Annotated in this window: 24 protein-coding genes; 21 read left to right on the top strand and 3 right to left on the bottom strand. The window is 41.9% G+C overall.

All coding sequences use genetic code 11. The features are described from left to right. Positions 1-4 precede the first annotated feature (4 nt). The 19 genes from E5331_RS19045 to E5331_RS18960 all read left to right on the top strand — a co-directional run bounded on the left by E5331_RS19045 (position 5) and on the right by E5331_RS18960 (position 16,215). On the top strand, positions 5-1,006 hold the full coding sequence (locus E5331_RS19045; protein WP_123482257.1) for a glycosyltransferase family 2 protein: 1,002 nt from the start codon (positions 5-7) through the stop codon (positions 1,004-1,006). After that, on the top strand, positions 1,006-2,145 hold the full coding sequence (gene glf / locus E5331_RS19040) for a UDP-galactopyranose mutase (protein ID WP_123482256.1): 1,140 nt from the start codon (positions 1,006-1,008) through the stop codon (positions 2,143-2,145). Before E5331_RS19045 ends, glf begins: the two co-directional genes overlap by 1 nt. A gap of 8 nt (positions 2,146-2,153) precedes the next feature. Continuing rightward, positions 2,154-3,308 (top strand): glycosyltransferase family 4 protein, encoded by a 1,155-nt coding sequence (locus E5331_RS19035; protein WP_123482255.1) that lies wholly within the window; start codon positions 2,154-2,156, stop codon positions 3,306-3,308. A gap of 414 nt (positions 3,309-3,722) precedes the next feature. Then, entirely contained in the window at positions 3,723-5,099 is a 1,377-nt protein-coding gene (locus E5331_RS19030; protein ID WP_123482254.1) for a hypothetical protein, read from the top strand. Positions 5,100-5,118: 19 nt separating this feature from the next. After that, a complete protein-coding gene (locus E5331_RS19025; protein WP_123482253.1) occupies positions 5,119-5,946 on the top strand; it encodes a hypothetical protein in 828 nt (275 codons plus the stop codon). Between the two features lie 231 nt (positions 5,947-6,177). Next, a complete protein-coding gene (locus E5331_RS19020; protein ID WP_123482252.1) occupies positions 6,178-6,450 on the top strand; it encodes a hypothetical protein in 273 nt (90 codons plus the stop codon). 313 nt (positions 6,451-6,763) lie between these two features. Next, positions 6,764-7,630 (top strand): alpha-1,2-fucosyltransferase, encoded by an 867-nt coding sequence (locus E5331_RS19015; protein ID WP_123482251.1) that lies wholly within the window; start codon positions 6,764-6,766, stop codon positions 7,628-7,630. 7 nt (positions 7,631-7,637) lie between these two features. Next, positions 7,638-8,399 carry a glycosyltransferase family 2 protein gene (locus tag E5331_RS19010; RefSeq protein WP_169477687.1) on the top strand — a complete coding sequence of 254 codons (762 nt, stop codon included), beginning with the start codon at positions 7,638-7,640 and terminating at the stop codon, positions 8,397-8,399. A gap of 98 nt (positions 8,400-8,497) precedes the next feature. Continuing rightward, a complete protein-coding gene (locus E5331_RS20855; RefSeq protein ID WP_275441308.1) occupies positions 8,498-8,632 on the top strand; it encodes a hypothetical protein in 135 nt (44 codons plus the stop codon). A 247-nt stretch (positions 8,633-8,879) separates the two neighbouring features. Beyond that, on the top strand, positions 8,880-9,356 hold the full coding sequence (locus E5331_RS19005) for a hypothetical protein (protein WP_123482249.1): 477 nt from the start codon (positions 8,880-8,882) through the stop codon (positions 9,354-9,356). A 34-nt stretch (positions 9,357-9,390) separates the two neighbouring features. Further along, the gene (locus E5331_RS19000; RefSeq protein ID WP_168355309.1) at positions 9,391-9,867 is read left to right on the top strand and encodes a hypothetical protein; all 477 of its coding nucleotides are present in this window, start codon (positions 9,391-9,393) and stop codon (positions 9,865-9,867) included. A 186-nt stretch (positions 9,868-10,053) separates the two neighbouring features. Beyond that, positions 10,054-10,374, top strand: coding sequence for a nucleotidyltransferase family protein (locus E5331_RS18995; protein WP_123482340.1), 321 nt, complete (start codon positions 10,054-10,056; stop codon positions 10,372-10,374). Between the two features lie 55 nt (positions 10,375-10,429). Next, a complete protein-coding gene (locus E5331_RS18990; protein ID WP_123482247.1) occupies positions 10,430-10,735 on the top strand; it encodes a nucleotidyltransferase family protein in 306 nt (101 codons plus the stop codon). Between the two features lie 190 nt (positions 10,736-10,925). Continuing rightward, positions 10,926-12,293: an AAA family ATPase gene (locus E5331_RS18985; RefSeq protein ID WP_123482246.1), complete on the top strand. Its 1,368-nt coding sequence runs from the start codon at positions 10,926-10,928 to the stop codon at positions 12,291-12,293. Next, the gene (locus tag E5331_RS18980; protein ID WP_123482245.1) at positions 12,283-12,837 is read left to right on the top strand and encodes a hypothetical protein; all 555 of its coding nucleotides are present in this window, start codon (positions 12,283-12,285) and stop codon (positions 12,835-12,837) included. The genes E5331_RS18985 and E5331_RS18980 overlap by 11 nt, the downstream gene beginning before the upstream one ends. 106 nt (positions 12,838-12,943) lie before the next feature. After that, positions 12,944-14,035: a GDP-mannose 4,6-dehydratase gene (gmd, locus tag E5331_RS18975; protein ID WP_123482244.1), complete on the top strand. Its 1,092-nt coding sequence runs from the start codon at positions 12,944-12,946 to the stop codon at positions 14,033-14,035. A 345-nt stretch (positions 14,036-14,380) separates the two neighbouring features. Then, a complete protein-coding gene (locus tag E5331_RS18970) occupies positions 14,381-15,322 on the top strand; it encodes a GDP-L-fucose synthase family protein (RefSeq protein WP_123482243.1) in 942 nt (313 codons plus the stop codon). Between the two features lie 180 nt (positions 15,323-15,502). Beyond that, positions 15,503-15,820, top strand: a complete 318-nt coding sequence (locus E5331_RS18965; RefSeq protein ID WP_123482242.1) for a nucleotidyltransferase domain-containing protein — start codon at positions 15,503-15,505, stop codon at positions 15,818-15,820. Further along, positions 15,817-16,215 carry a HEPN domain-containing protein gene (locus E5331_RS18960; protein WP_123482241.1) on the top strand — a complete coding sequence of 133 codons (399 nt, stop codon included), beginning with the start codon at positions 15,817-15,819 and terminating at the stop codon, positions 16,213-16,215. Before E5331_RS18965 ends, E5331_RS18960 begins: the two co-directional genes overlap by 4 nt. Positions 16,216-16,241: 26 nt before the next feature. On the opposite strand, the gene priA is transcribed toward E5331_RS18960, so the two are convergent. The 3 genes from priA to E5331_RS18945 are packed head-to-tail and all read right to left on the bottom strand — an operon-like array spanning position 16,242 to position 19,998. Further along, positions 16,242-18,716 carry a replication restart helicase PriA gene (priA, locus tag E5331_RS18955; RefSeq protein ID WP_275441307.1) on the bottom strand — a complete coding sequence of 825 codons (2,475 nt, stop codon included), beginning with the start codon at positions 18,714-18,716 and terminating at the stop codon, positions 16,242-16,244. Positions 18,717-18,719: 3 nt separating this feature from the next. After that, positions 18,720-19,331, bottom strand: coding sequence for an outer membrane beta-barrel protein (locus E5331_RS18950; protein WP_123482239.1), 612 nt, complete (start codon positions 19,329-19,331; stop codon positions 18,720-18,722). A gap of 58 nt (positions 19,332-19,389) precedes the next feature. Then, positions 19,390-19,998 (bottom strand): porin family protein, encoded by a 609-nt coding sequence (locus E5331_RS18945; protein ID WP_135986299.1) that lies wholly within the window; start codon positions 19,996-19,998, stop codon positions 19,390-19,392. 333 nt (positions 19,999-20,331) lie between these two features. Between E5331_RS18945 and E5331_RS18940 the strand changes: the two genes are divergently transcribed. Then, entirely contained in the window at positions 20,332-20,637 is a 306-nt protein-coding gene (locus E5331_RS18940; protein WP_123482339.1) for a metal-sulfur cluster assembly factor, read from the top strand. Between the two features lie 10 nt (positions 20,638-20,647). After that, positions 20,648-21,409: a UDP-2,3-diacylglucosamine diphosphatase gene (locus tag E5331_RS18935; protein ID WP_123482237.1), complete on the top strand. Its 762-nt coding sequence runs from the start codon at positions 20,648-20,650 to the stop codon at positions 21,407-21,409. Positions 21,410-21,679: the final 270 nt, after the last annotated feature.

Here is a 21,679-nt window from a genome sequence, read left to right as displayed (position 1 = left end):
ACAAATGAGACCAAAAGTAAGTATCATCATTCCTGTATACAAAGTTGAGAAATACATTGAACGTTGTGTCCGTACGCTTTTCGGTCAGACCCTTGATTCCTTGGAATTCATATTTGTGGATGATTGCAGTCCAGATAATAGTATAGAATTATTAAAAAAGGTATTAAATGATTACCCCAATCGGTTGGAACAGGTTAAAATAATCCGGCATGAGGTAAACAAAGGTGTCGGAAAATCACGTCAGGATGGAGTAGACGCTGCATCTGGAGAATACATTATACATTGTGATCCGGATGATTGGGTAGAACTAGACATGTACGAGAAAATGTATACCAAAGCTACGGACGAGAATGTGGATGTGGTGATATGCGACTATTATGAAAACTTTTCGGATAGCGAAACATTAAAAAAACAAGAACCTGATGAACTCACATCGCTTTCTGTATTAGCAAATATAACCGGTCTTGTCCCAAATAAAATCAATGGTTGTCTTTGGAACAAACTTATGAAAAGAGAGCTCTATAATACAGTGAGTTTTATCCCCGGAGTCTATATCCAGGAAGATGATTTGATATGGGTTCAACTATTGGATAAAGAGCATAGTATCAGTTATATTGACAGCGCGTTTTATCATTATTGGATAAATCGTCAGGACAGTCTCATGAAGAGTTTCTCGAAAAAGACAGTTATAGATAACATGCATGCATTAAAGTTTGTGGATGGTATTATTAAATCTAATAAATCCACACAATATCAAGACTGTTTAAAGGCATGGATAGGGGCATGGATAATATATAGAGCTTTCCCTTGTAAAGAATTCTCAAATAAAGATTTTACGCAATATTTCTCAGAATATGATGACTATTGTTCTTATTCCAAGGAATTCAATACGATAAAACTGAAGTTGGTGAAATTCGCTTGTAATAGATATCATAGACAAGCCCTATTTCTATGTAATATTTACCAAGCAGTTCATAGATTGTGGAATAAAACCAAAACAAAATAATGAGTACGACCAAACACTACGACTATATTATTGTAGGCGCAGGTCTTTTCGGAGCGACTTTTGCGCATCTCGCTACAAAAAAAAGGAAGAAATGTCTTGTCATCGACAAGCGTGATCATACCGGCGGAAATATCTATTGCGAGAATATTGAGGGTATCAATGTCCATAAGTACGGAGCACATATCTTCCATACTTCCGACAAAGAGGTATGGGATTTCGTGAATTCCATCGTTCCTTTCAATCGCTATACCAATTGTCCGGTTGCTCAGGCTCCTAACGGATGTCTTTACAATCTGCCCTTCAATATGAACACGTTCTATCAGATGTGGGGTGTGAAGACTCCGGAGGAGGCTCGTCAGAAACTTGATGAGCAGCGTCAGGAGGCTATCGCAAAGATGAAAGCCGAAGGGATCTCAGAACCACTTAACCTGGAAGATCAGGCTCTGGCACTTATCGGTAAAGATATTTATGAACAGTTGATAAAAGGTTATACGGAGAAACAGTGGGGACGTCCTTGTTCCGAACTACCGGCATTTATCATCCGTCGTCTTCCTGTCCGGATGGTTTTTGACAACAATTACTTCAACGACTCATATCAAGGTATTCCAATTGGCGGTTACAATAAACTTATCGAGGGTCTTCTCGAGGGTTCGGATGTGATGCTTGGCGTTGATTTCTTCGATGATAGAGAGAAATGGATGGGTATGGCGGATAAGGTTGTCTTCACCGGTAAGATAGATGAATTTTACGGTTACAGATTCGGAAAACTTGAATATCGTACTGTCCGTTTTGAGACCGAGAGACTTGATAATCCGAACTATCAGGGTAATGCCGTTGTGAACTACACTTCCGCCGATGTACCCTTTACCCGTATCATAGAGCACAAACATTTCGAAACTTTTGGCAATGCGGTCTACGAAAATCCCAAGACGGTAATCTCCCGTGAATATTCCACAGAATGGGAAGATGGTATGGAACCGTTCTATCCCGTGAATGACGCCCGCAATCAAACGATATATGAGCAATATCGTGCCCTTGCCGAGCATGAGAAGAACATAATCTTCGGTGGTCGCCTCGCAGAATACAAGTATTACGATATGGCACCGATAATTGCAAAAGTGTTTGAACTGTTTAGATAAGAGAAAAGATGGATAAAAAAGTATTAATTTATATGCCTGAGGACTTATTAGCACCTGTTGGCGGTCCTCGAGGTTATTTGTATAATCTCAAGCAGGAGATTGATAGAAGAGGGCTTAGAAATATTTATTTTTTACCTCCATCGGAAAAATCCAAAATTGTTCTTCCTTCATTTCTTTCTGGAATATGGAATAGTTTAAGCTATACGTTCTCGTTATATAAGGGCCTATATGGAAATAATCATTCCGCTCAGATAGATTTGAACGAATTTGACATAATTCATTTCCACGATACCTGGAGAATGTTTATTTCACAGGATAGTCTTAAAACATATAAGGGAAAGGTTGTTCTTACTTCCCATTCTCCTACAATCTTGTCAAAAGAATGGCATGATGAGGCTTCTAAGATGAAGAAACATTTATGTGGTAAGATGTTGAAAGATCTTATACGCATGGATGAATATGCTTTTAATAGAGCTGATTATATTCTATTCCCTTGCAAAGAAGCCGAAGAACCTTATGAACATGCATGGAGTCACTTTAAAGATTTGAAAGCATCTAAAAAGGAAAGATTCCTATATAACCCTTCCGGTATAGTCGGGAAAACCGTCAAGGAATCAAGAGAATTTATATGTGAAAAATATGGTATACCTTCAGATGCTGTCATATTCTCTTATGCAGGAAGGCATAATTCTATCAAGGGATATGACGATCTAAAGAATATGGCTGAGATAATCCTGGCGAAAAATCCGAAAGCATATTTCTTAATCGCGGGAAAAGAAAACCCATTGTCAGGACTGAATCATCCAAGGTGGATTGAGGTCGGTTGGACAAATGACCCTCATTCCCTCATAGGAGCGTCCGATGCATTTGTGCTTCCTAATAAGGAAACATACTTTGATTTAATCTTACTTGAAGTCTTGTCTTTAGGTAAAATGGTAGTTGCTTCTGAGTCGGGAGGAAATAAATACTTCAAAAAGTGGGACGGAAAGGGAATATATTTATATAATAAACAATCAGAAGCTGTTCAACTTTTGGAAAAGATAGCCAAAATGACAACTGATGAAAAACATCAAGCAGAAGCGGCAAGCCTGTCAATATTTAGTAGCAACTTTACAATTGAACTGTTTGTAGATAGGTATTTGGACATCATATCAAGATTATGATTCTCTTCAGATATAGCAATCTTCTTTAAGTTGTAAGCATCCAATTTTGACGTATGCCAACGCTAAGGAATAAGATTTATCTTTGCACTGATAATTTTTAAATCGAAAAATGTACATTGACACAGATTTTGGAAGATTCTATGTTGGTTATATGGCTGAAGCAATGCCGTGAGGAGTATAGATACAGGCATACTATAAAAAGAACAACGTGTCATATAACTTGTTCGTCAAGAATATGAATGTAAACTCCCCCCTTAGGGGGTGATGGGCTTATCGCTACCGATGGTCATCGGTAGCGTTTTTAATAATAATTAAAAAATCTAAATTTTTGACAAAATTTAAGAGAAGGGGCTTTGAAGCCCTTTCTCCTGACCTACACGTCAAAATTAGACGCTTAAAAAACTAATCAAAATAATGATTGATAATATGCAGTTGTCTAAGGAAAACTCAACAATAATAGTATACGATAGATTTAATAGTCTAGTATCTATTGTGTCTATTTTATTTTTGTGTATTTCATATTCCTTTGTTTCTTCTGTGCATATTGGTTTGGGATTGATTTTCATATATATTATTGGTATACTATTTCTGAGGTTATGGACTAAATCAAGATTTATTTCTAATATATTCAATTTATTCTTTTGTATTTATGGATTATATCTGCTTTTGACCCAGATCGTTTTTATCAATGGAATCCAAGATGGATATTTTTTTCACATTGATGCCTCAAAATCATTTTTTTATCAGACAGAGCTGTATATAGATGGTGCAAGTTGGAGTAATTTATTACAACATTGTATGTTGATTTATCCTGACTACCCTTTTGCTCAGGTCATTTTTTCAGGCTGGTGGCTAATTGGTGAACAAATCGGGGTTGATCTATCACAAGTGAGATTTTTTTTAAGAATACAAGATCTCTTTTTTGGACCTTTTATTCTATCCATCATTGCACTTTATCTCCGAGAAAACAATTTCGACAAAGTGCAAATACTAAGATTATGCTTATTATTTGGGTTATTCTCATACCTCCTTATTACATCAGTTATATTTTCAAGGGATTTACATGTAGCTTTTTTTTACACTCTTCTTGGGTATTATTCTTTAAGCAATGAAAAACATAAATTCATTTATTTAAAATTTTTTGTTTTGATATTGTTAGTAGCAGGGTTTCGTATTGAGAATGGTTTATTTGCAATTTGTTTTCCGCTATATTATTACTATCGATATCGTAAGTTTACGCAATTAACATATTTAACGATATTCCTTGTAGCTGTTGTTTTCATTCTTTCTGGAGGATTGACGTTGTTTCTAAATATGAGAGATGCATTTAATGAGCATACGGTATCTTTGGGTGATGGATTATATAATAAGTTTAATTCTTTGCCTTTCCCATTGAATATGTTCTTCAATTCGATCTATTCTTATATATCACCATTCCCGTTTATTCAATATATTGCAGACCCCAATGCTGGATTGTTTGCGATAACTTCGATTGTCTCGCCTTTCTTAAGAGTTGTTATGCTTTTGACTGTCGCAATATTCATTAAGCGGAATCATACAGATTTTACTACTAAATTGATGTTCGCTATTATTATAGTATATATATGTTCCTGCTCATTAATAGAACCGAATTTAAGAAGGACATTTGCTATTGTTCCTATCCTTTTCATGGTATTCTGTACTAAGTTTTATTTATTGAATAGAATAACAAGGAATAATATCATTAAAATAGCGGTTGCTTCACTACTATTAATCAATCTCCCAGCGACAGTTTTTGTTCTCATTAAATAAATGAATGTAATGATATAATATGAAGAAATACTTTATCACTTATGGTGACGAAAAGTTCACTAAAGCAAAAGAGAGGATTCTTTTTGAGGCTAGTAATGTCAGTTGGTTTGATTCAGTACAGAGCTATGGTCCAAGAGATATAAGTCAAAGTTTGAAAGATACAGGGCTTATGGACATCCCACGTGGTGGTGGATTATGGGCATGGAAGCCTGATATTATTTTATCGGTTCTTGAAAATATAGATGATGGTGATATTCTCGTCTATGCAGATTCAGGATGTACAATACAACCATGTAAAGAGTGGAAAAGAATTGATCAAAAACTTGAGAATCATGATATAATAGCTCAGAGAATCTATCAATCTACTGAAAAATGGACTCGCAAGGAGATTATCCAGATGTTTGATACTAATCCGGATGGATGGGAGAAATGTTTGCAATTCTGTGCTACAGTCATTATTTTAAAGAAAACTGAATTTTCGCTATCTCTGATTAAAGAATGGCGTGACTATGTTATAAGCAATCCCGAGCATATTAAGGATGTAACTCCTGAAGAACGTCATTATCAACATAGATTCTTCTATGAAAATAGACATGATCAAAGTATATATTCTGCTCTCATATATAAATACTTAAACACAAGAAAGATTTTGTCTCAATGGGAACGCATTGAAGATTATGATCCTATTTCTCTCCAGGCTATTAGAGCGACAAGGCTAAGAAACGGAGAGAGAGATGGTAGAATTCATTTTAAAGAGATTCTAAAACGGTTCATTAAGGTTGCTTTTTTTAGATCATATTATAGTTTCAATTTTAACAGGGAGAGATTCATATTATCTTTCCGCTAATGAGTAAGCGTCCAATTTTGACGTATGCCATCGCTAAGGAATAAGTTCTATCTTTGCACTGACAAATTTTTAACTCGGAAAATATATACCGTGACTCAGATTTTAAAAGATTCTATGTCGGCGATATGACCGAAGCAATGATATAGGCATACTGTAAAAAGAACAATGTGCCGTATATCCTGTTTAAGAAAAATATGAATGTAAACTCCCTCTTTAGGTGGCTAGGGGCTTATGAGTTCAGACGAGAAATCAAAGATTATTATACTCATACAGCAGATACTTGAAGATTCACGTCGGCGAGCCGAGGAGTCTGAGACACGGGCACAGGAGGAGAGACGCAGGGCGGATGAGTTGGGCGGAAAGTTTGACAGCCTTCTTTCCAGCATGAATAAGTTGCTTGCCTCCAACCGGATCAAGGACAATAGACTCGCAGAGACGGACCCGCTGATTGCCGAGTTGAAGAAGGCTTTGTCATATGCGGATTGCATCACAAAGAAGAAATAATTTATGAAATCAGCATATCAAACTGAATTTTCAACGCCCGCCTTAGGGGGTGGGGCTTACTCTTGCTACCGATGATTATAGGAATCGATGTTAGCAATAATCAAAAACAATCTAATTTGTTTGACAAAATTTAAGAGAAAAGGCGTTGAAGTCCTTTCTCCTGACTTACACGTCAAAATTGGACGCTTACAGAATGATTCCCGATTCTAATTTAGATATTGTTTCAATTTTGATGTATTTATGCTTTAAATCCTTTTTAGATCCAAAAAATAATAGGCGTGAGGAAATATATAGACATTAAATTTTGTATAAAATGAAAATCGTAAGAATCCTTGGAGGTCTTGGAAATCAGATGTTTCAATATGCGTTTGCCTTGGCTCTCTCAAAATTTTATTCGGAAGATATTAAGATTGATCCTAAGGCATTTATAGGATATCCTCTTCACGATGGGTATCTATTAAATGATATTTTTAATATTTCCTTAGAGGAGGCTTCTGTTAAGAATATTTGCAAGGTTAATTACCCAATTTTTCATTATAAAATTTGGCAAATTAGCAAACATATTCTTCCGAAACATCACAAAGTGTATTTTGAAAAGGAAGATATGGTTTTTGATAAGAATGTATTTGAATTGTCGAAAAAATGCTATCTTGATGGATATTGGCAATCGGAAAAATACTTTTCTCTCTATAAGGATGCTATCTATAGAGATTTTACTTTTCCTATACTGGATGAAAAAAACGCTGCTCTGGTTAAAGAGTTTATTAAATCGAAAACAGTATCGATTCATGTAAGAAGAGGTGATTATTTGAATCATCCGTTGTTTAAGGATTTATCAGATCTTAACTATTATAAAAGAGCAATAGAGTATCTTGATTCAAATACTAAGACTGAAACATATCTTATTTTTTCTAATGATATTGTCTGGTGTAAAGAAAATATTACAAATTTATTAAACGGGAAAAAGATAATCTTTGTGGATTGGAATAAGGGTAAGGATAGTTTCCGGGATATGCAATTGATGTCTTTATGTAATCATAATGTTGTTGCTAATTCTTCATTTTCATGGTGGGGTGCATGGCTTAACCGACATGAAGATAAAATAGTAATAGCTCCAAGGAAGTGGATGAATGTTGATAGGGAACTTGACATAATTCCACAAAGTTGGATTAAAGTATAATACCATCATGACTTCTTGTAAAAAAATGGTTTCCATTATAACCCCATGTTATAATGCGGCTCGCTGTATCCAGGATACAATCCAGTCTGTCATTTCTCAGACGTATCAGGATTGGGAGATGTTGATTGTGGATGATTGTTCAACGGATAATTCTGTTGAGATTGTAAAATCTTTGGCTGCGAAAGAGCCGAGAATTAAATTGTTTAGTACAGAAAAACCGTCTGGTTCTCCTTCTCTTCCACGTAACATAGGTATTGAAAATGCAAAAGGGGAATATATCGCTTTTCTTGATGCTGATGATCTATGGCTACCGGATAAATTGTCAGAGCAAGTTAAATTCTTGGAAAATAATGGGTATAAATTTGTTTACTCAGATTATGAAAAGATAAATTATGATGGGGTCAGAAATAATCGTAAGATAAGGATGGCTCAATCCTCTTCGTTTTGGGATATTCTGGAAAGTTGCTCAATACCATGTCTAACAGTTCTGTTAAAAATGAATATTATAAATGAAACGCGTTTTAAATCTATCCCTAAAGAAGATTATGCTTTTTGGTTGGATATTCTAAAGAAGGATGTAATTGCTCATAATACAGGGAAAATACATGCTTTATATAGAGAGCAGCAACAGAGTCGGTCATCTAATAAGTTTAAGATGATTTCGCAACAATGGTTTGTCTTGCGAAATATTCAAGGTGTTAAACCGATTGTTGCTTCTTATTTCATGTTGATTTTTCTATTTAAAGGTTTCTTTAAATATTTGAAGTAGGCTAAAAGGGTCTTGCACGTAAGTGTCCAATTTTGATGTATGGCATAGCTAAGGAATAAGTCCTATCTTTGCACTGACAAATTTTTAAATCGAAAAATATGTACAGTGACTCGGATTTTGAAAGATTCTATGTCGGCTATATGGTCGAAGCAATGCGTCGGGGAGCCTTGATACAGGCATACTGTAAAAAGAACAACGTGCCATACAACCTGCTTCAATACTATGAACTTTAATTCCCCTTTAAAGGTAGGGGGGCTTAATATGAGTTCAGACGAGAAATCAAAGCTTATCATAGTCTTGTAGCAGATGCTTGAAGATTAGAGGGAACTGGTTCAGGCTTCGGAGCAGCGTGCGCAGAAGGTACGAGAGATGGTAGTGAATCCCTTTTGTAGGTGAGGAGTTGATAAAATGGATTGGATTCGGGGAAAAGTATTGCAAGTGTGGAGAGGAATATGTAAATTTGTGAATTATTTGTATTCCATGTGTATAGGGAACTATATATCTCGGGTTAAGGCTGATCCTCGAAGTGGAAAAGTGGCTTTGGGCTGGATTCTGTTTATGATCTTTTTTACATATACGGATCTGGTGGTGGCTTTGTGTTCTGCTGGTGATACTTTTAAGCCTGCATTCCAAGGGATGCATATACGCATGGTGTCGTTGCTTGTTAATTTCGGTTTTGTGGTGATGTTGCTTTTTGATTATTCTTCCAAGGTGCAACAATTGAATCGGAATTATGTGTGGATGAGCATGTTTGCACTATTCCTTGCTCTGGCTATGTTTCTGCATTGTAACGTGGTTGAGAATAATGAGCATTCAGGATATGTCTTTCCATTATGTTGGGATGCTTTTTCAATTCTTTTGTTTGTTGTATTCTTAGGTATTGTTTTCGTATTGAAAACGTTTGTTGAATTTTCGGAGGTGACTGAAGTTACTGAAGTGACCGAAGGTAAAGGATGATAGAGATATGACTGCTAATGTAATTATATTTGTATTGTTTTTAGTATTGTGTGGGCTGTATCTCTGGCTTGTCAGGAATAAGAAGGATACTGTGTACACTACCTTCGCAGGTAGCTCTGATGAGCCGCATGGAGGATGCTGTCAATGCCGACTTTACACTGAGGAGTCTAAGGTCATAAAGCTACCGGATGGTTCTTATCGGAACACTGCTTCTTTTCATAGGATAAAGATTTCCGGTAACTGTATGTCGCCTGTGAATATTCATAGTGATGAGGAATGGCTTGCAGAGAAGATGAAGGCTGATGAGGTTCGCGGGAAAGTGAAAACCGGGGATGTGCTTCTGATTCATCTGGCGGATAGCGGCAAGTATAAAATCAGAAGATTGAAGAATATACTTCCGGATGGCATGCTTAATACTTATTATTATGACGATAATGGAGACGAGAGGTTTTCCAGTCGCCCTCACTCGCAAGAGACTGTGATGGGGGTTGTCAGGTATCGCCTTCATTAGTATTTTTGGAGTATTACGGGAACTTGGTCGGGACCCCTCGCCCGTGGGCGAGGGCACGGAACTCTAACCGACACGGCTGAGTACGGTTGGGGCGCAGCCTGAAATTTAATTTGCGATGATATTTTGTGGATTTCAATATATTGTTTAATTTTGTGTTGTATTCACATTGTATTGGCGTATATTGATATGATTACAGATAGAGTCAAAAAATTATTACCTAAGATAGCTGCTTATTTTGTTACCCAACCGGTTGTAAGGGCTTGGGTGTTTGGCTCGTATGCAAGAGGGGAGGAATCTGAGACAAGTGATATTGATATCCTTGTGGATTATGATAAGTCGAATCGTTTGTCATTGCTTAAGATATGTGGCATGATGATAGATTTGGAAAATATTCTTGGGATAAAGGTTGATCTTGTTGAGAATGGCAGACTTAAGGAGTTTGCAGTGGAATCTGTCAACCATGATAAATTTCTGATATATGAGAGAGCCAATCAGGGAAGTTTTTAGCATAAGCAACAAATGCGTATAATTGGCGTTATCCTAATAGATGGAATTTTAATAGATGTATTTAATAGACCGTAACATATCCAAGATTCTTGAACTTTGTAGACGCTACAAAGTCAAGACTTTGTATGTGTTTGGGTCGATACTGACATCTCGTTTTAATCGCAATAGCGATGTGGATCTTCTTGTGAGATTTCGGAAAGAGGAGATACCTTTGCTTGAATATGCTGATAATTTCTTTGATTTTCAGACGGCTCTTGAGTCTTTGTTTAATAGGAAAGTGGATCTCGTGTGTGAGGATGCTATAAAAAATTCATACTTCCGGCAGGAAGTGGATTCCAAAAAACAGCTCATATATAGCTGATGCGATAGTGGGATTGAGACGGATCTAAAGTGAAACAACCACGGAGTTCTCGGAGATCGCTGAGGAAGAATGATGTGAGGCGTATTTATTTTATTATGGAAGGATGCGAATTGTCAGTGGTATGATTTGTATTATTGATTAATTTGACTAATTTTGTGGATAATTCTAAATTATATGCTTTATTAGACAAATGAAGATAGTGTTGGGAAATATCGGAGTGATAAGATGGGCAGAGTTTGGGCTTTCTCCATTTACGATTATTTGTGGCGATAATAATTCCGGAAAATCGTATGCCTCGTATGCTTTTTATGGCTTTCTGTATTTTTTTAATACTATCTATCGATTAAAATTGCCTGATGATTTTATAGGGGATTTCATTAATTCGGGTAGTGCTGTCTATGATGTGGATAAGTCGTTGGATGAATTGAATCTGATTGTTGCTGATGCCTGTGAGCAGTATTCCCGTAGGATTTACGTCACTTTTGCCGCTCCAGAGACTATGTTTAAGGACTCTACGTTCAAAATTGTCCTTGAAAAGGAGGATGTGAGGATTCTTGATTCGTATAGTAAGAATTTTAAGAACAATAGTACTGAGATGGTACAGGTCTTAAAGAAAGGAGCCGGCGATAAATTGCATTTCTCTTGGATCAGTGCGGAGGGGAGCAACCTTATAAGCAATTCGTTTAAATCAATGTTGGCATTGGTGTTTTCCGATGTCATTAAGGAGGTTATTTTTGGAAAAATCCTCCCTTCGGTATTTGTGACAAGCGCAGAGCGTACAGGGGCTGCAATCTTCAGTAATGATATAGTAACGGTTTCCATACCTAATGACAAAGATTCAGCTATAAATTCAAGATACCCGCTTCCAATAAAGGATAACGTGGATTTCATAAGAAATTTTGATTTCATTTCAAGATTATCTGGAAATTTATGTGAACTTCACCACGATATATTGGAGGAGTTTGTCAAGATTGCAGGAGGACGGTATGCGAAGGATTCTACAACAGGCAACGTGCTTTTTGAACCGACTGGAAGCAAAAGAAAATATCAGATGGCGCAGAGTGCCAGCTCAGTGAGAGCCCTGATGGATCTGTTTTTCTATCTGAAACATGTGGCTGCTCCCGGACAGTTGATCATCATTGATGAGCCTGAATTGAATCTTCATCCTTCGCGACAGATCATGATGGCGAGATTGCTGACTATGCTTGTAAAGTTTGGGCTGAGGGTCATGATTACCACTCATAGCGATTATATCGTCAGGGAAGTGAATAATCTTCTTTTGCTTGGAAATCATAATGGAAGTAAGGCAGTGGATGAAATTCTTGATAAGTATGGGATTAATAAGGGGTCTTTGATTTCACATGAATCGGTATCGGTTTATTCTGCAAAGAGAGATCTTATAAAAATACCCGGATTTAACCGTCGGCAGAGAGTGGATACTTTGGTGGAATCTACGTTTAATCCTGATTTTGGATTTGAAGGCCTTCTTTTAGACGATACTTTGAAGATGGTGAATCTTATGCAACAAGATATACTGCTTGCTGACTATGAAAACTGATGATTTTTTATCGGTAGGTCTTGCGAATGCTGAGAGATGTAATCCCGGCATTTCTTCGTTTGATTGTGTAGAATCGGACAAAAATGCGGTACTTAAGAAAGTCACTGTAGTCAATATGCCTGAAGACACTTTGGTGCTGAAACTGGAGCATATAGGTTTTGAGGGAATAGTAAGAGATAAATCTATCCCGAAAAAGTGGGGGTATAATCAGCATAGCGACTATGTTTTTATTACGGCAGACAAATGTATCTTCATTGAAATGAAGTCGAATCCAAAGTTGATGAATGTAAAGGAGGAGGTGAGGAAAAAATTCATTTCAGATAATTGCTTGGTAGGTTATTTTGACTCAATTTTTGAAAATTTACTCTCCAAGAATATTTTCTTTGGGAAACGGTCATTTCACTACGTTTTATTTCATGGGGCTTTCCCTATGTCAAAACCGAATTTTAACCCTATAGATTTTGTTGCCAATGATTCTCCGAATTCTTTTCGGTCATTTTCGCTTGTAGATGGTTCGAAAATAAAATTCGATTGGCTGTATTGATTTCTGATTGAAATGTATTAACGATTTGGAAGGAGGCGCTCACGGAGCGTCTCCCCCTGATTCGTGTGTATATGCGAATGATAATAATATATAATTACTTGATATAATGAAGAAAGCACTTATTACCGGTATTACGGGGCAGGATGGTTCGTATCTTGCTGAACTGTTGTTGGAGAAGGGTTATGACGTGCATGGCACGATCCGTCGCTCGTCGGTGGATTTCCGTGAACGTATCGCGCATCTGGAGGGTCATCCGAATTTTCATCTGCATTATGCGGATCTGGGTGACTCGATGTCGATTCTTCAGGTGGTGCAGAAGGTGCGCCCGGATGAGATCTATAATCTTGCTGCACAGAGCCATGTGCAGGTGTCGTTTGATTCTCCGGAGTTTACGGCTGATGTGGATGCCACGGGAGTGCTCCGCATACTGGAGGCTGTGCGTCTGAGCGGTCTGACCGACACGTGTCGTATCTATCAGGCCTCCACTTCGGAGCTTTACGGTAAGGTGGAGGAGGTTCCGCAGAATGAGAAGACCCCATTCCATCCCTATAGCCCGTATGCTGTGGCTAAATTGTATGGTTTCTGGATCGTGAAGGAGTATCGTGAGGCGTACAATATGTATTGCTGCTCGGGTATCCTGTTCAACCATGAGTCAGAGCGTCGCGGCGAGACTTTTGTGACGCGCAAGATCACTCTTGCGGCTGCACGTATCGCGCAGGGTAAGCAGGAGAAACTGTACTTAGGTAATCTGTCGTCGCTCCGTGACTGGGGTTATGCGAAGGATTATGTGGAGTGCATGTGGCTTATCCTTCAGCAGCCGGAGCCTGAGGATTATGTGATCGCCACGGGCGAGCAGCATAGTGTGCGCGAGTTCTGCTATCATGCGTTCAAGCGTGCTGGCATCGAGTTGCGCTTCGAGGGTGAGGGTGAGAATGAGAAGGGTATTGATGTGAAGACGGGTAAGGTGCTGATTGAGGTGTCTCCTGACTTCTATCGTCCGACGGATGTGGTCAACCTGTGGGGTGATCCGACGAAGGCTAAGGAGAAGCTCGGCTGGGATCCGACAAAGAAGACTTCGTTTGAGGAGCTTGTGAATCTGATGGTTGACGCGGATATGGCTAAGGTGGCTGTGGAGCGTGCCGGCGAACAGGTGAAGCTGAACCTGGCGGAGTACCTCGAGAAAGGGATCGTGAAATAAAGCTGGAGGCTTTATTTCACGATCCCTTTCTCGAAGATAAGTCCGCTACGCGGAGAATAAGATGCCTTCGGCATGTATAAGTCCGCTGCGCGGAGAATAAGATGCCTTCGGCATGTATAAGTCCGCTGTGCGGAGAATAAGGCGCCGTAGGCGCGTATAATAATATAAGTCCGCTATGCGGAAGATAAGCCGATTTATCTTCGGCGCAGCCGACTTATTCTCGCGCCAGCGACTTATCCTCGGCGCAGCCGACTTATTCTCGCGTCAGCGACTTATCCCGGCGAAGCCGCTTATCCTCGCTGCCTTGGCAGCGACTTATCACTTATTTTTTAATTTTTTGACAGAATGGAAAAAAATTCTAAGATATATGTTGCGGGGCACCGGGGTATGGTGGGCTCCGCTATTGTTCGTGAACTGGAACGCCAGGGTTATACGAATATCATCACGCGTACTCATAAGGAACTTGACCTGACGCGTCAGGATGAGGTGGAGCGGTTTTTCGCTGAGGAGAAACCGGAGTATGTGTTTCTGGCTGCGGCTAAGGTTGGCGGTATCATCGCCAACCAGTCGGCACTGGCGGATTTCATGTATGAGAACATGATCCTGGAGATGAATGTGATTCATTCGGCTTGGAGGAACGGTTGCAAGAAACTGGAGTTCCTTGGATCGTCGTGCATCTATCCGCGTTTGGCTCCGCAGCCTATGTCGGAGTCGTGTCTGCTCACGTCGTCGCTGGAACAGACCAATGAGGCGTATGCGCTTGCGAAGATCTCCGGCTTGAAGTATTGTGAATATCTCAACCGTCAGTATGGCACGGATTACATCTCCGTGATGCCGACGAATCTCTATGGTCCGAACGACAATTATCATCCGGAGCATAGCCATGTGCTTCCGGCACTTATCCGCCGATTCCATGAGGCGAAGGAGCAGGGTCTTGAGGAGGTTGTTTGCTGGGGCGACGGTTCGCCGCTCCGTGAGTTCCTTTATGTGGACGACCTTGCGAATCTCTGCGTCTTCCTCATGAATAACTATAGTGGTAATGAGACTGTCAATGCCGGCACTGGCAAGGAGTTGACGATAAAGGCGTTGACGGAGCTTGTGGCGAAGGTGATCGGTTATGAGGGTAAGATAAAGTGGGATACGAGCCGTCCGAACGGCACACCGCGTAAACTTCTTGACGTGAGCAAGGCTGCTGGTCTCGGCTGGACTTATCGCACGGAGCTTGAGGATGGTATCCGTTTGGCATACGATGATTTCCTGAATAATCCGATGAGAGCGGAACGGTAAAGGGAAAGGGTAAGTTCCCAATAGCATGACCCTACAGAGGCATGGCCCTACAGCCCCCTAAAGGGGGAGTTGAAGAGATGATGGTCACTTTAGCTCCCTCTTTAGGGGGCTGTTTTTTGTGTGAGAAGATGCAATAATTTGGATGTAGGTTTGTTATAACAATAAAGGAATCATTGGAATATGAGAAGGGAGAATATGGTTAATAGAATAGCATCGGAGTTAAGACGATTTGCGCCAGAGGCGGATACTATCCTCTATGGCTCGGAGGCACGTGGAGAGGCTCGTCCTGATTCGGATATTGATTTGTTGATATTGTTGCCGGATACTTTTGCTGGGCTTCATTATGTGAGGCGTCGTAGTGCAATTTCTGGAAGGCTTTATGATCTTTCTTTGGATTTGGGTGTGGATATCTCTCCATTAATACTTCCTAAGAGTGTATGGGAATCTCGGATGACTCCTTTCACAGTAAATGTCCGTAAAGATGGTATTCAATTATGACTGATAAATTAAACGATGATATTCGTATAGGATTGACAGAGTATCGGTTGGAACGTTCTAAAGAAACATTGTGTGAGGCTGATTGTCTTGCGAAGAATTGTATGTATAGTGGAGCAATGAATCGATTGTACTATGCATGTTATTATGCTGTAACTGCATTGTTGATATCAAACGGATTAAACGCTACTACACATGCCGGAGTTAGGACAATGTTAGGATTGAAATTTATAAAAACCGGTATTCTGGAATTAGATCATGGTAAGTTCTTTAATGAGATTTTTGAAATTCGTCATTCAAATGACTATGATGATTTCATATTTTGTGATGAAGATACTTATAAGAATTTTAGACCGAAGGCAGATTCATTAATTGCAAGAATCAGAGAATTGGTTTAAGATGTCATGTGACCGGTTGCGGAGTGTTATACCGGGTCGACGTCGTAGTGGAGTTGGGAGGTGCGGATGTCGGGGTCGGATGAGAGGACGGCGGTGATCTGCCGCAGGAGGTCTTTTACTTTTTTCATTGAGGCTCCGGCTTCGATTTTCAGCATGATGGATTGGACGTAGTAGGTGGCGACACGCGACACGAAGGGTTTCTCTGGTCCAAGGACACGACTGCCAAATACCCCTATCATTGATTTTGCAAGCTTTATCGCCGCCCGATCACATCCGGCGGCGTCTTTGTTTTTTATATATATGTTGATCACTTTCGTGAAAGGGGGATATAGGTATTTGCGACGGTCTTCAAGTTCGCGATGGTAGTAGGTGGCGTAGTCGTGCGACTTGACATATTGGAGCACCTCATGGTCGGGATTTACGGTCTGTATCACTACCGAACCGCGTTGCTTACGTCTGCCGGCGCGTCCCGCCACCTGTTCGAGCATATTGTAGGCACGTTCGTTGCTCCGGAAGTCGGGGAAATTAAGCAGGGTGTCGGCATTCAGCACACCTACGGTGGTGACATCGCCGAAATCAAGCCCTTTTGTCACCATCTGCGTCCCAACGAGTATGTCGCTGTCGTGGCGTGAAAATTCCTCGATTATCTCCTGATAAGCCTCTTTATTGCGGGTGGTGTCAAGATCCATGCGCGTCACGCGGCTGTCGGGGAATGCCGCCTGAATCTCCTCGGCGATACGTTCGGTGCCGTAGCCGAACGTGCGCACCCCGTTGAGTCCGCAGGCGGGGCATAGCTTGGGAAGCATCTGCGTGAATCCGCAGTAATGGCAACGGAGAAGTCCTTGATTCTTATGATATACGAGAGAGACGTCGCAGTTGTGGCATTTCGGCGACCATCCGCATTGCTCGCACACAACGACCGGAGCGAACCCGCGCCGATTCTGAAACATGATTGCCTGTTTCTTATCGGTCAGGGTGTCAAGAATGCGTCGGCGGAGTGGGGATGATATTATCCCTTTCACCTCCTTCTTCTTGCGCATCTCCTTCATATCGATGATCTCGACGTCGGGTAGTGTGGCACCGTCGAAGCGTTCGGAGAGCGTCACGAGTCCGTATTTGCCGGACGTAGCCTTATAATAAGTCTCGATGGATGGGGTTGCGGATCCGAGGAGGGATTTCGCACCATGCATTGATGCGAGCACGAGGGCAGCATCGCGTGCGTTGTAGCGCGGAGCCGGGTCATACTGCTTGAATGAGGATTCATGCTCCTCATCCACGATTACGAGTCCGAGACGGGCAAACGGGAGGAATACAGAGGAGCGGACACCGAGCACCACAAGGGGCTCATTGCCTGAAAGGAGTCTGCGCCAGATGTCAACACGCTCGGAGTCGGAGAATTTTGAATGATATACGAGAAGGCGTCGTCCAAACACCTTCCTGAGTCGGTCGGAGAGTTGGGTGGTAAGTGATATTTCCGGTACGAGGAAGAGCACCTGGTCGCCTTGCGCGAGGGCACGGGCTATGAGATGAGTGTATACTTCCGTCTTGCCGCTACCGGTGACGCCATGGAGAAGCTGCACGGGTTGCTGACGGAAACCATCTGTAATCTGATTCAGAGCCGCAGATTGGGCGGCAGAGAGAGGGGAGAGGTTGATTTTTTCTTCAGTATCGTCGGCTGCTGTAAACCTGTTGATGCTTTTCTTTACTGTCTCCATTATCCCTTTCTCAACGAGGGCACGCAGCACGGCAGGTGATGTACCGGAGAGGGCAAGGAGTTTATCCCGCTCCACGTCGCGCAACTCCCCGTTGGGCGACATCCATCCCGACATGTCGAGATAGGCTATCAGCGTGGTCTCCTGCATGCGCGAACGCTTCACCTGTTCAAACGCCTCATGCAGCCTGTCGCTGTCACCGCGTGGGAAAGTCAGACGCATGTAAGTGGTCTTCTTAGGGCGGTAACGCTCCACCACCTTCTCGTCGATCTCAACAATACCGGCATCCATGAGGGTATTGACGATTGCTGCCACGTTGCGGAATTTGGTCTCAGTCTCCAGCTCGGAAAGGCGCATCCTCTTCTTCTCCTGAAGAAACTGGATTACGATAGCCTGGCGCTCGGTGATCTTGAAAGGGTTCCTCTCATCGGGTTCGTAGTCGGGATTCAGCGAGAGATAAGTCTCGCTTTCCGGCTTCAGCCCGGTGGGCACGGCAGCCTTGTAGACTTCACCGGGGGCACAAAGATAGTAGTCCGCTATCCAATGCCAGAGTTTAAGCTGGGGATAGCGGACTACGGGGGATGAGTCCAACACCGCCATCAGAGGCTTCACGTCGTAGCCTTCCGGCTTCTGCGAGTGAAGACATTCCACGATTGCGGTATAGAATTTCTTTTTGCCGAACTGCACAAGCACTCTTGACCCGACCTGCACCCCGTCTGCCATATCTTCCGGGACGGAATAAGTGAAGGTGGAATAGAGTGGGAGCGGTAGTATAACTTCAGCAAACAAGATTCAGAAAAGATAAGCCACGTTGATGAATCCGCCGCGATACTGTGCGGAATAGTTGTCGAGTTTATAGGTGCGCACCTGATAGGATATGCCCCAGGAATAGCCACCGGAGATCTGCCAATGCTCAAACAGCTCGATTCCGGCACCACACTGCATAGCCACGTAGCCAGCGGGATGCTCCACAGCCGGAGCATCGTTGGTGGCAGCCGTGAATGTGAATACCGGTCCGCCGAACACGAACGGGGCGAGCGTGCGCTCAAAACCGTTCATGCGAGTCCATTTGAACCTCAGATTTACGGGGATCTCGATTGTGTGGAGCCATACGTCCTGGTTCTTTATACCGTCGGATGCCCATACCTCATGCTCTCCGAAGTCGACGTGTGCACCATGGAGGTTGTAGTTAAGACCGAGATTGATGCCGAATCCGATGCCCGGGATCATTATCTCGCCCATGACACCCGCCTGCCCACCGCATAGCATGGAGGTTTTGGCGAGGTCTTGTTTCCAATGGAAAGTAGAGAAGTTGACGCCGGCAGTCGGACCCCATCTGAACTCTGCGGATGCAGTCAGGGCAGAAACGAGTATCGTCGTCAGGATAAGAAATTTCCTTATCATTATCTAATAGTTATTGTTACCGTTAGAGATTGCTACTGAAGTTTATACCGCATCAATATCAGAATAGCCAAGCGGCTGTTACGGTCCAGTAGTTGTTCTTAACCTTGGCAGACTCGGTATTCACCCAATGGTCGGCGATGTTGTTGATACCGAAACCGTAGGAGCCGGTGATCTGAAGATGCTGGATAAGCTCAACGCCTACGCCTACGTTCCAAGCCACCTGGCAGGTCTTTGTCTTCAACGCATCGACAGAGTTCTTGTCGAGCTTGAAAGCGAATGCCGGACCGGTCAGCACGTAGGGAGTGATGATCTTGCTGATGAGGGGGAGGCCGATCTTATATTTGAGGTTAAGTGGAATTTCGAGGAAGTTCTTGTTGTATGCCACGTGTTCACCCTCAGCAGGAGCCACGTTGATGTCGGAGTTCATGCGGGTGTACATTGCGGAGAGGTCGAAGCCGATGCCGATGATGGGCACCTGGAACTCTGTCATGACGCCGAGAGTGTAGCCGCAACTATTGTCGTCGGTGAAATTGTCACCAAGATTGGAGAGATGAAGGCTGTTGAGGTTAAGACCTGCCTTCACACCGAAACGGAACTGTGCCTGCGCAGCACCCATGCCGAAAATTGCGGCAAGGAGCACGATGATAATTTTTTTGTAAGATTTCATACTTGGTTATTGTTTTGTTAAAAAAATATTGTTGAAGTGACGCAATTGGAAATTTCATATCCACGTGGCATGAAAAAAGGCGTACATATCACGTGCAAAGTTAATAAAAACTTTTAAAAGGATGAAAAATGTTGGTATTATTGGAATTTGAAGCGGTGTTTTTTGTTTAACTTTGCATATTGAATTAATAATGGCGGCATTTTTTAGAGTGTCGTGCTAAAAATTTAGAGATAAATAGATATGGAAAATAAAGAGATAAACCTGGAAGAGAATAACCGAGAGGGGATAAACCAAGAGGAGGTGAGAAAGGTAGAGACGGAAGCCGATGAGGTGATGCGTGTGACGGATCGCGCCATCGAGCTTCTCCGTACAGTGTATGACCCGGAGATACCGGTCAACGTCTATGATCTCGGACTCATCTATAAGATAGACTATGATCCGTCGACCAAGACGCTTCAGGTAGACATGACGCTTACCGCACCGGGATGTCCGGCGGCAGATTTCATCATGGAGGATGTGCGTCAGAAGTTGATGAGCGTGGAGGGTCCGGAGAAAGTGGATCTCCGTCTGGTGTTTGAACCTGTGTGGACGCAGGATATGATGAGTGAGGAGGCGAAACTGGAGCTTGGTTTCATGTGATACCCCTCCGATGACAAATAAAGGAATACCGGTGAAGAAAACTTATTTTTTGAGCGACCTGCATCTTGGGGCACCATATTTCCCCGATTCACATGATGCAGAGCGCAGGGTAGTGGCGTTTCTTGATTCGATAAAGGATAAGGCGGATGCCATCTATCTTCTCGGCGACGTGCTCGACTATTGGTATGAATACCGTTACGTGGTGCCGCGTGGATTTGTGAGGTTCTTCGGGAAACTTGCGGAGCTTTCAGATTCGGGGGTCAAGATAGTGTGGATGATCGGCAATCATGATATCTGGATTTTCGACTATCTGCCGAATGAGCTTGGCATACGGGTGGTAGATGGTGTGCTTGTAGAGAAAATCCACGGAAAGACCGTGTTCATGACCCACGGAGACGGGGTAGGCAAATTGCCGCCGGCATTCCGGTTGATACGCGGTTTGTTCCGCAACAAGGTTTGTCAATGGGCATTCAGTGCGATCCATCCTCGTTGGACGGTGCCGTTTGCATATAAATGGAGCCGCCATAGCCGTAAGAGCGGTGAGGAGCGTGGCATACCCGACAACAAATTGCTTGAAGGACTGCGTAAGTTTGTAGTGGAATATCATGCCGGGCATCCGGAGGTGGATTATTTTATGTTCGGACACGTGCATATTCTAAGCAGGGAAGAGATTGCCAAAGGATGCGAGATGATCGTGCTTGGAGAGTGGATTCGAACATTTAGTTACGCCGTTTTGGATGAAAAAGGGGTGGAATTACTCAAATGGGGGTAAAATTTATATGTTTTACAACATGTTTCTAACATTTTGGTAGAAAAGATTTGGTCAGTCCATAATAAAGTGATAACTTTGCACCGAACCTAAAAACAATCTTTTTTACCTTAAGATTTTTTACCTGTAGAAACTTATCAAAGGGTGCGACCGTGGAGGTTATCACCCTTTATTTTTTTGTCTTCGTCAAGACTCGTTTTTTCATCAGTACGTAGGCAACAGATAAGCGCACGAACATAAATGCGATCGCATTTATGTTCGTGCGCTTATCTG

Origin of the sequence: Lepagella muris (assembly GCF_004793975.1) — a bacterium.
GTDB lineage: Bacteria > Bacteroidota > Bacteroidia > Bacteroidales > Muribaculaceae > Lepagella > Lepagella muris.
This window is presented reverse-complemented; position numbering and strand designations above follow the sequence as displayed.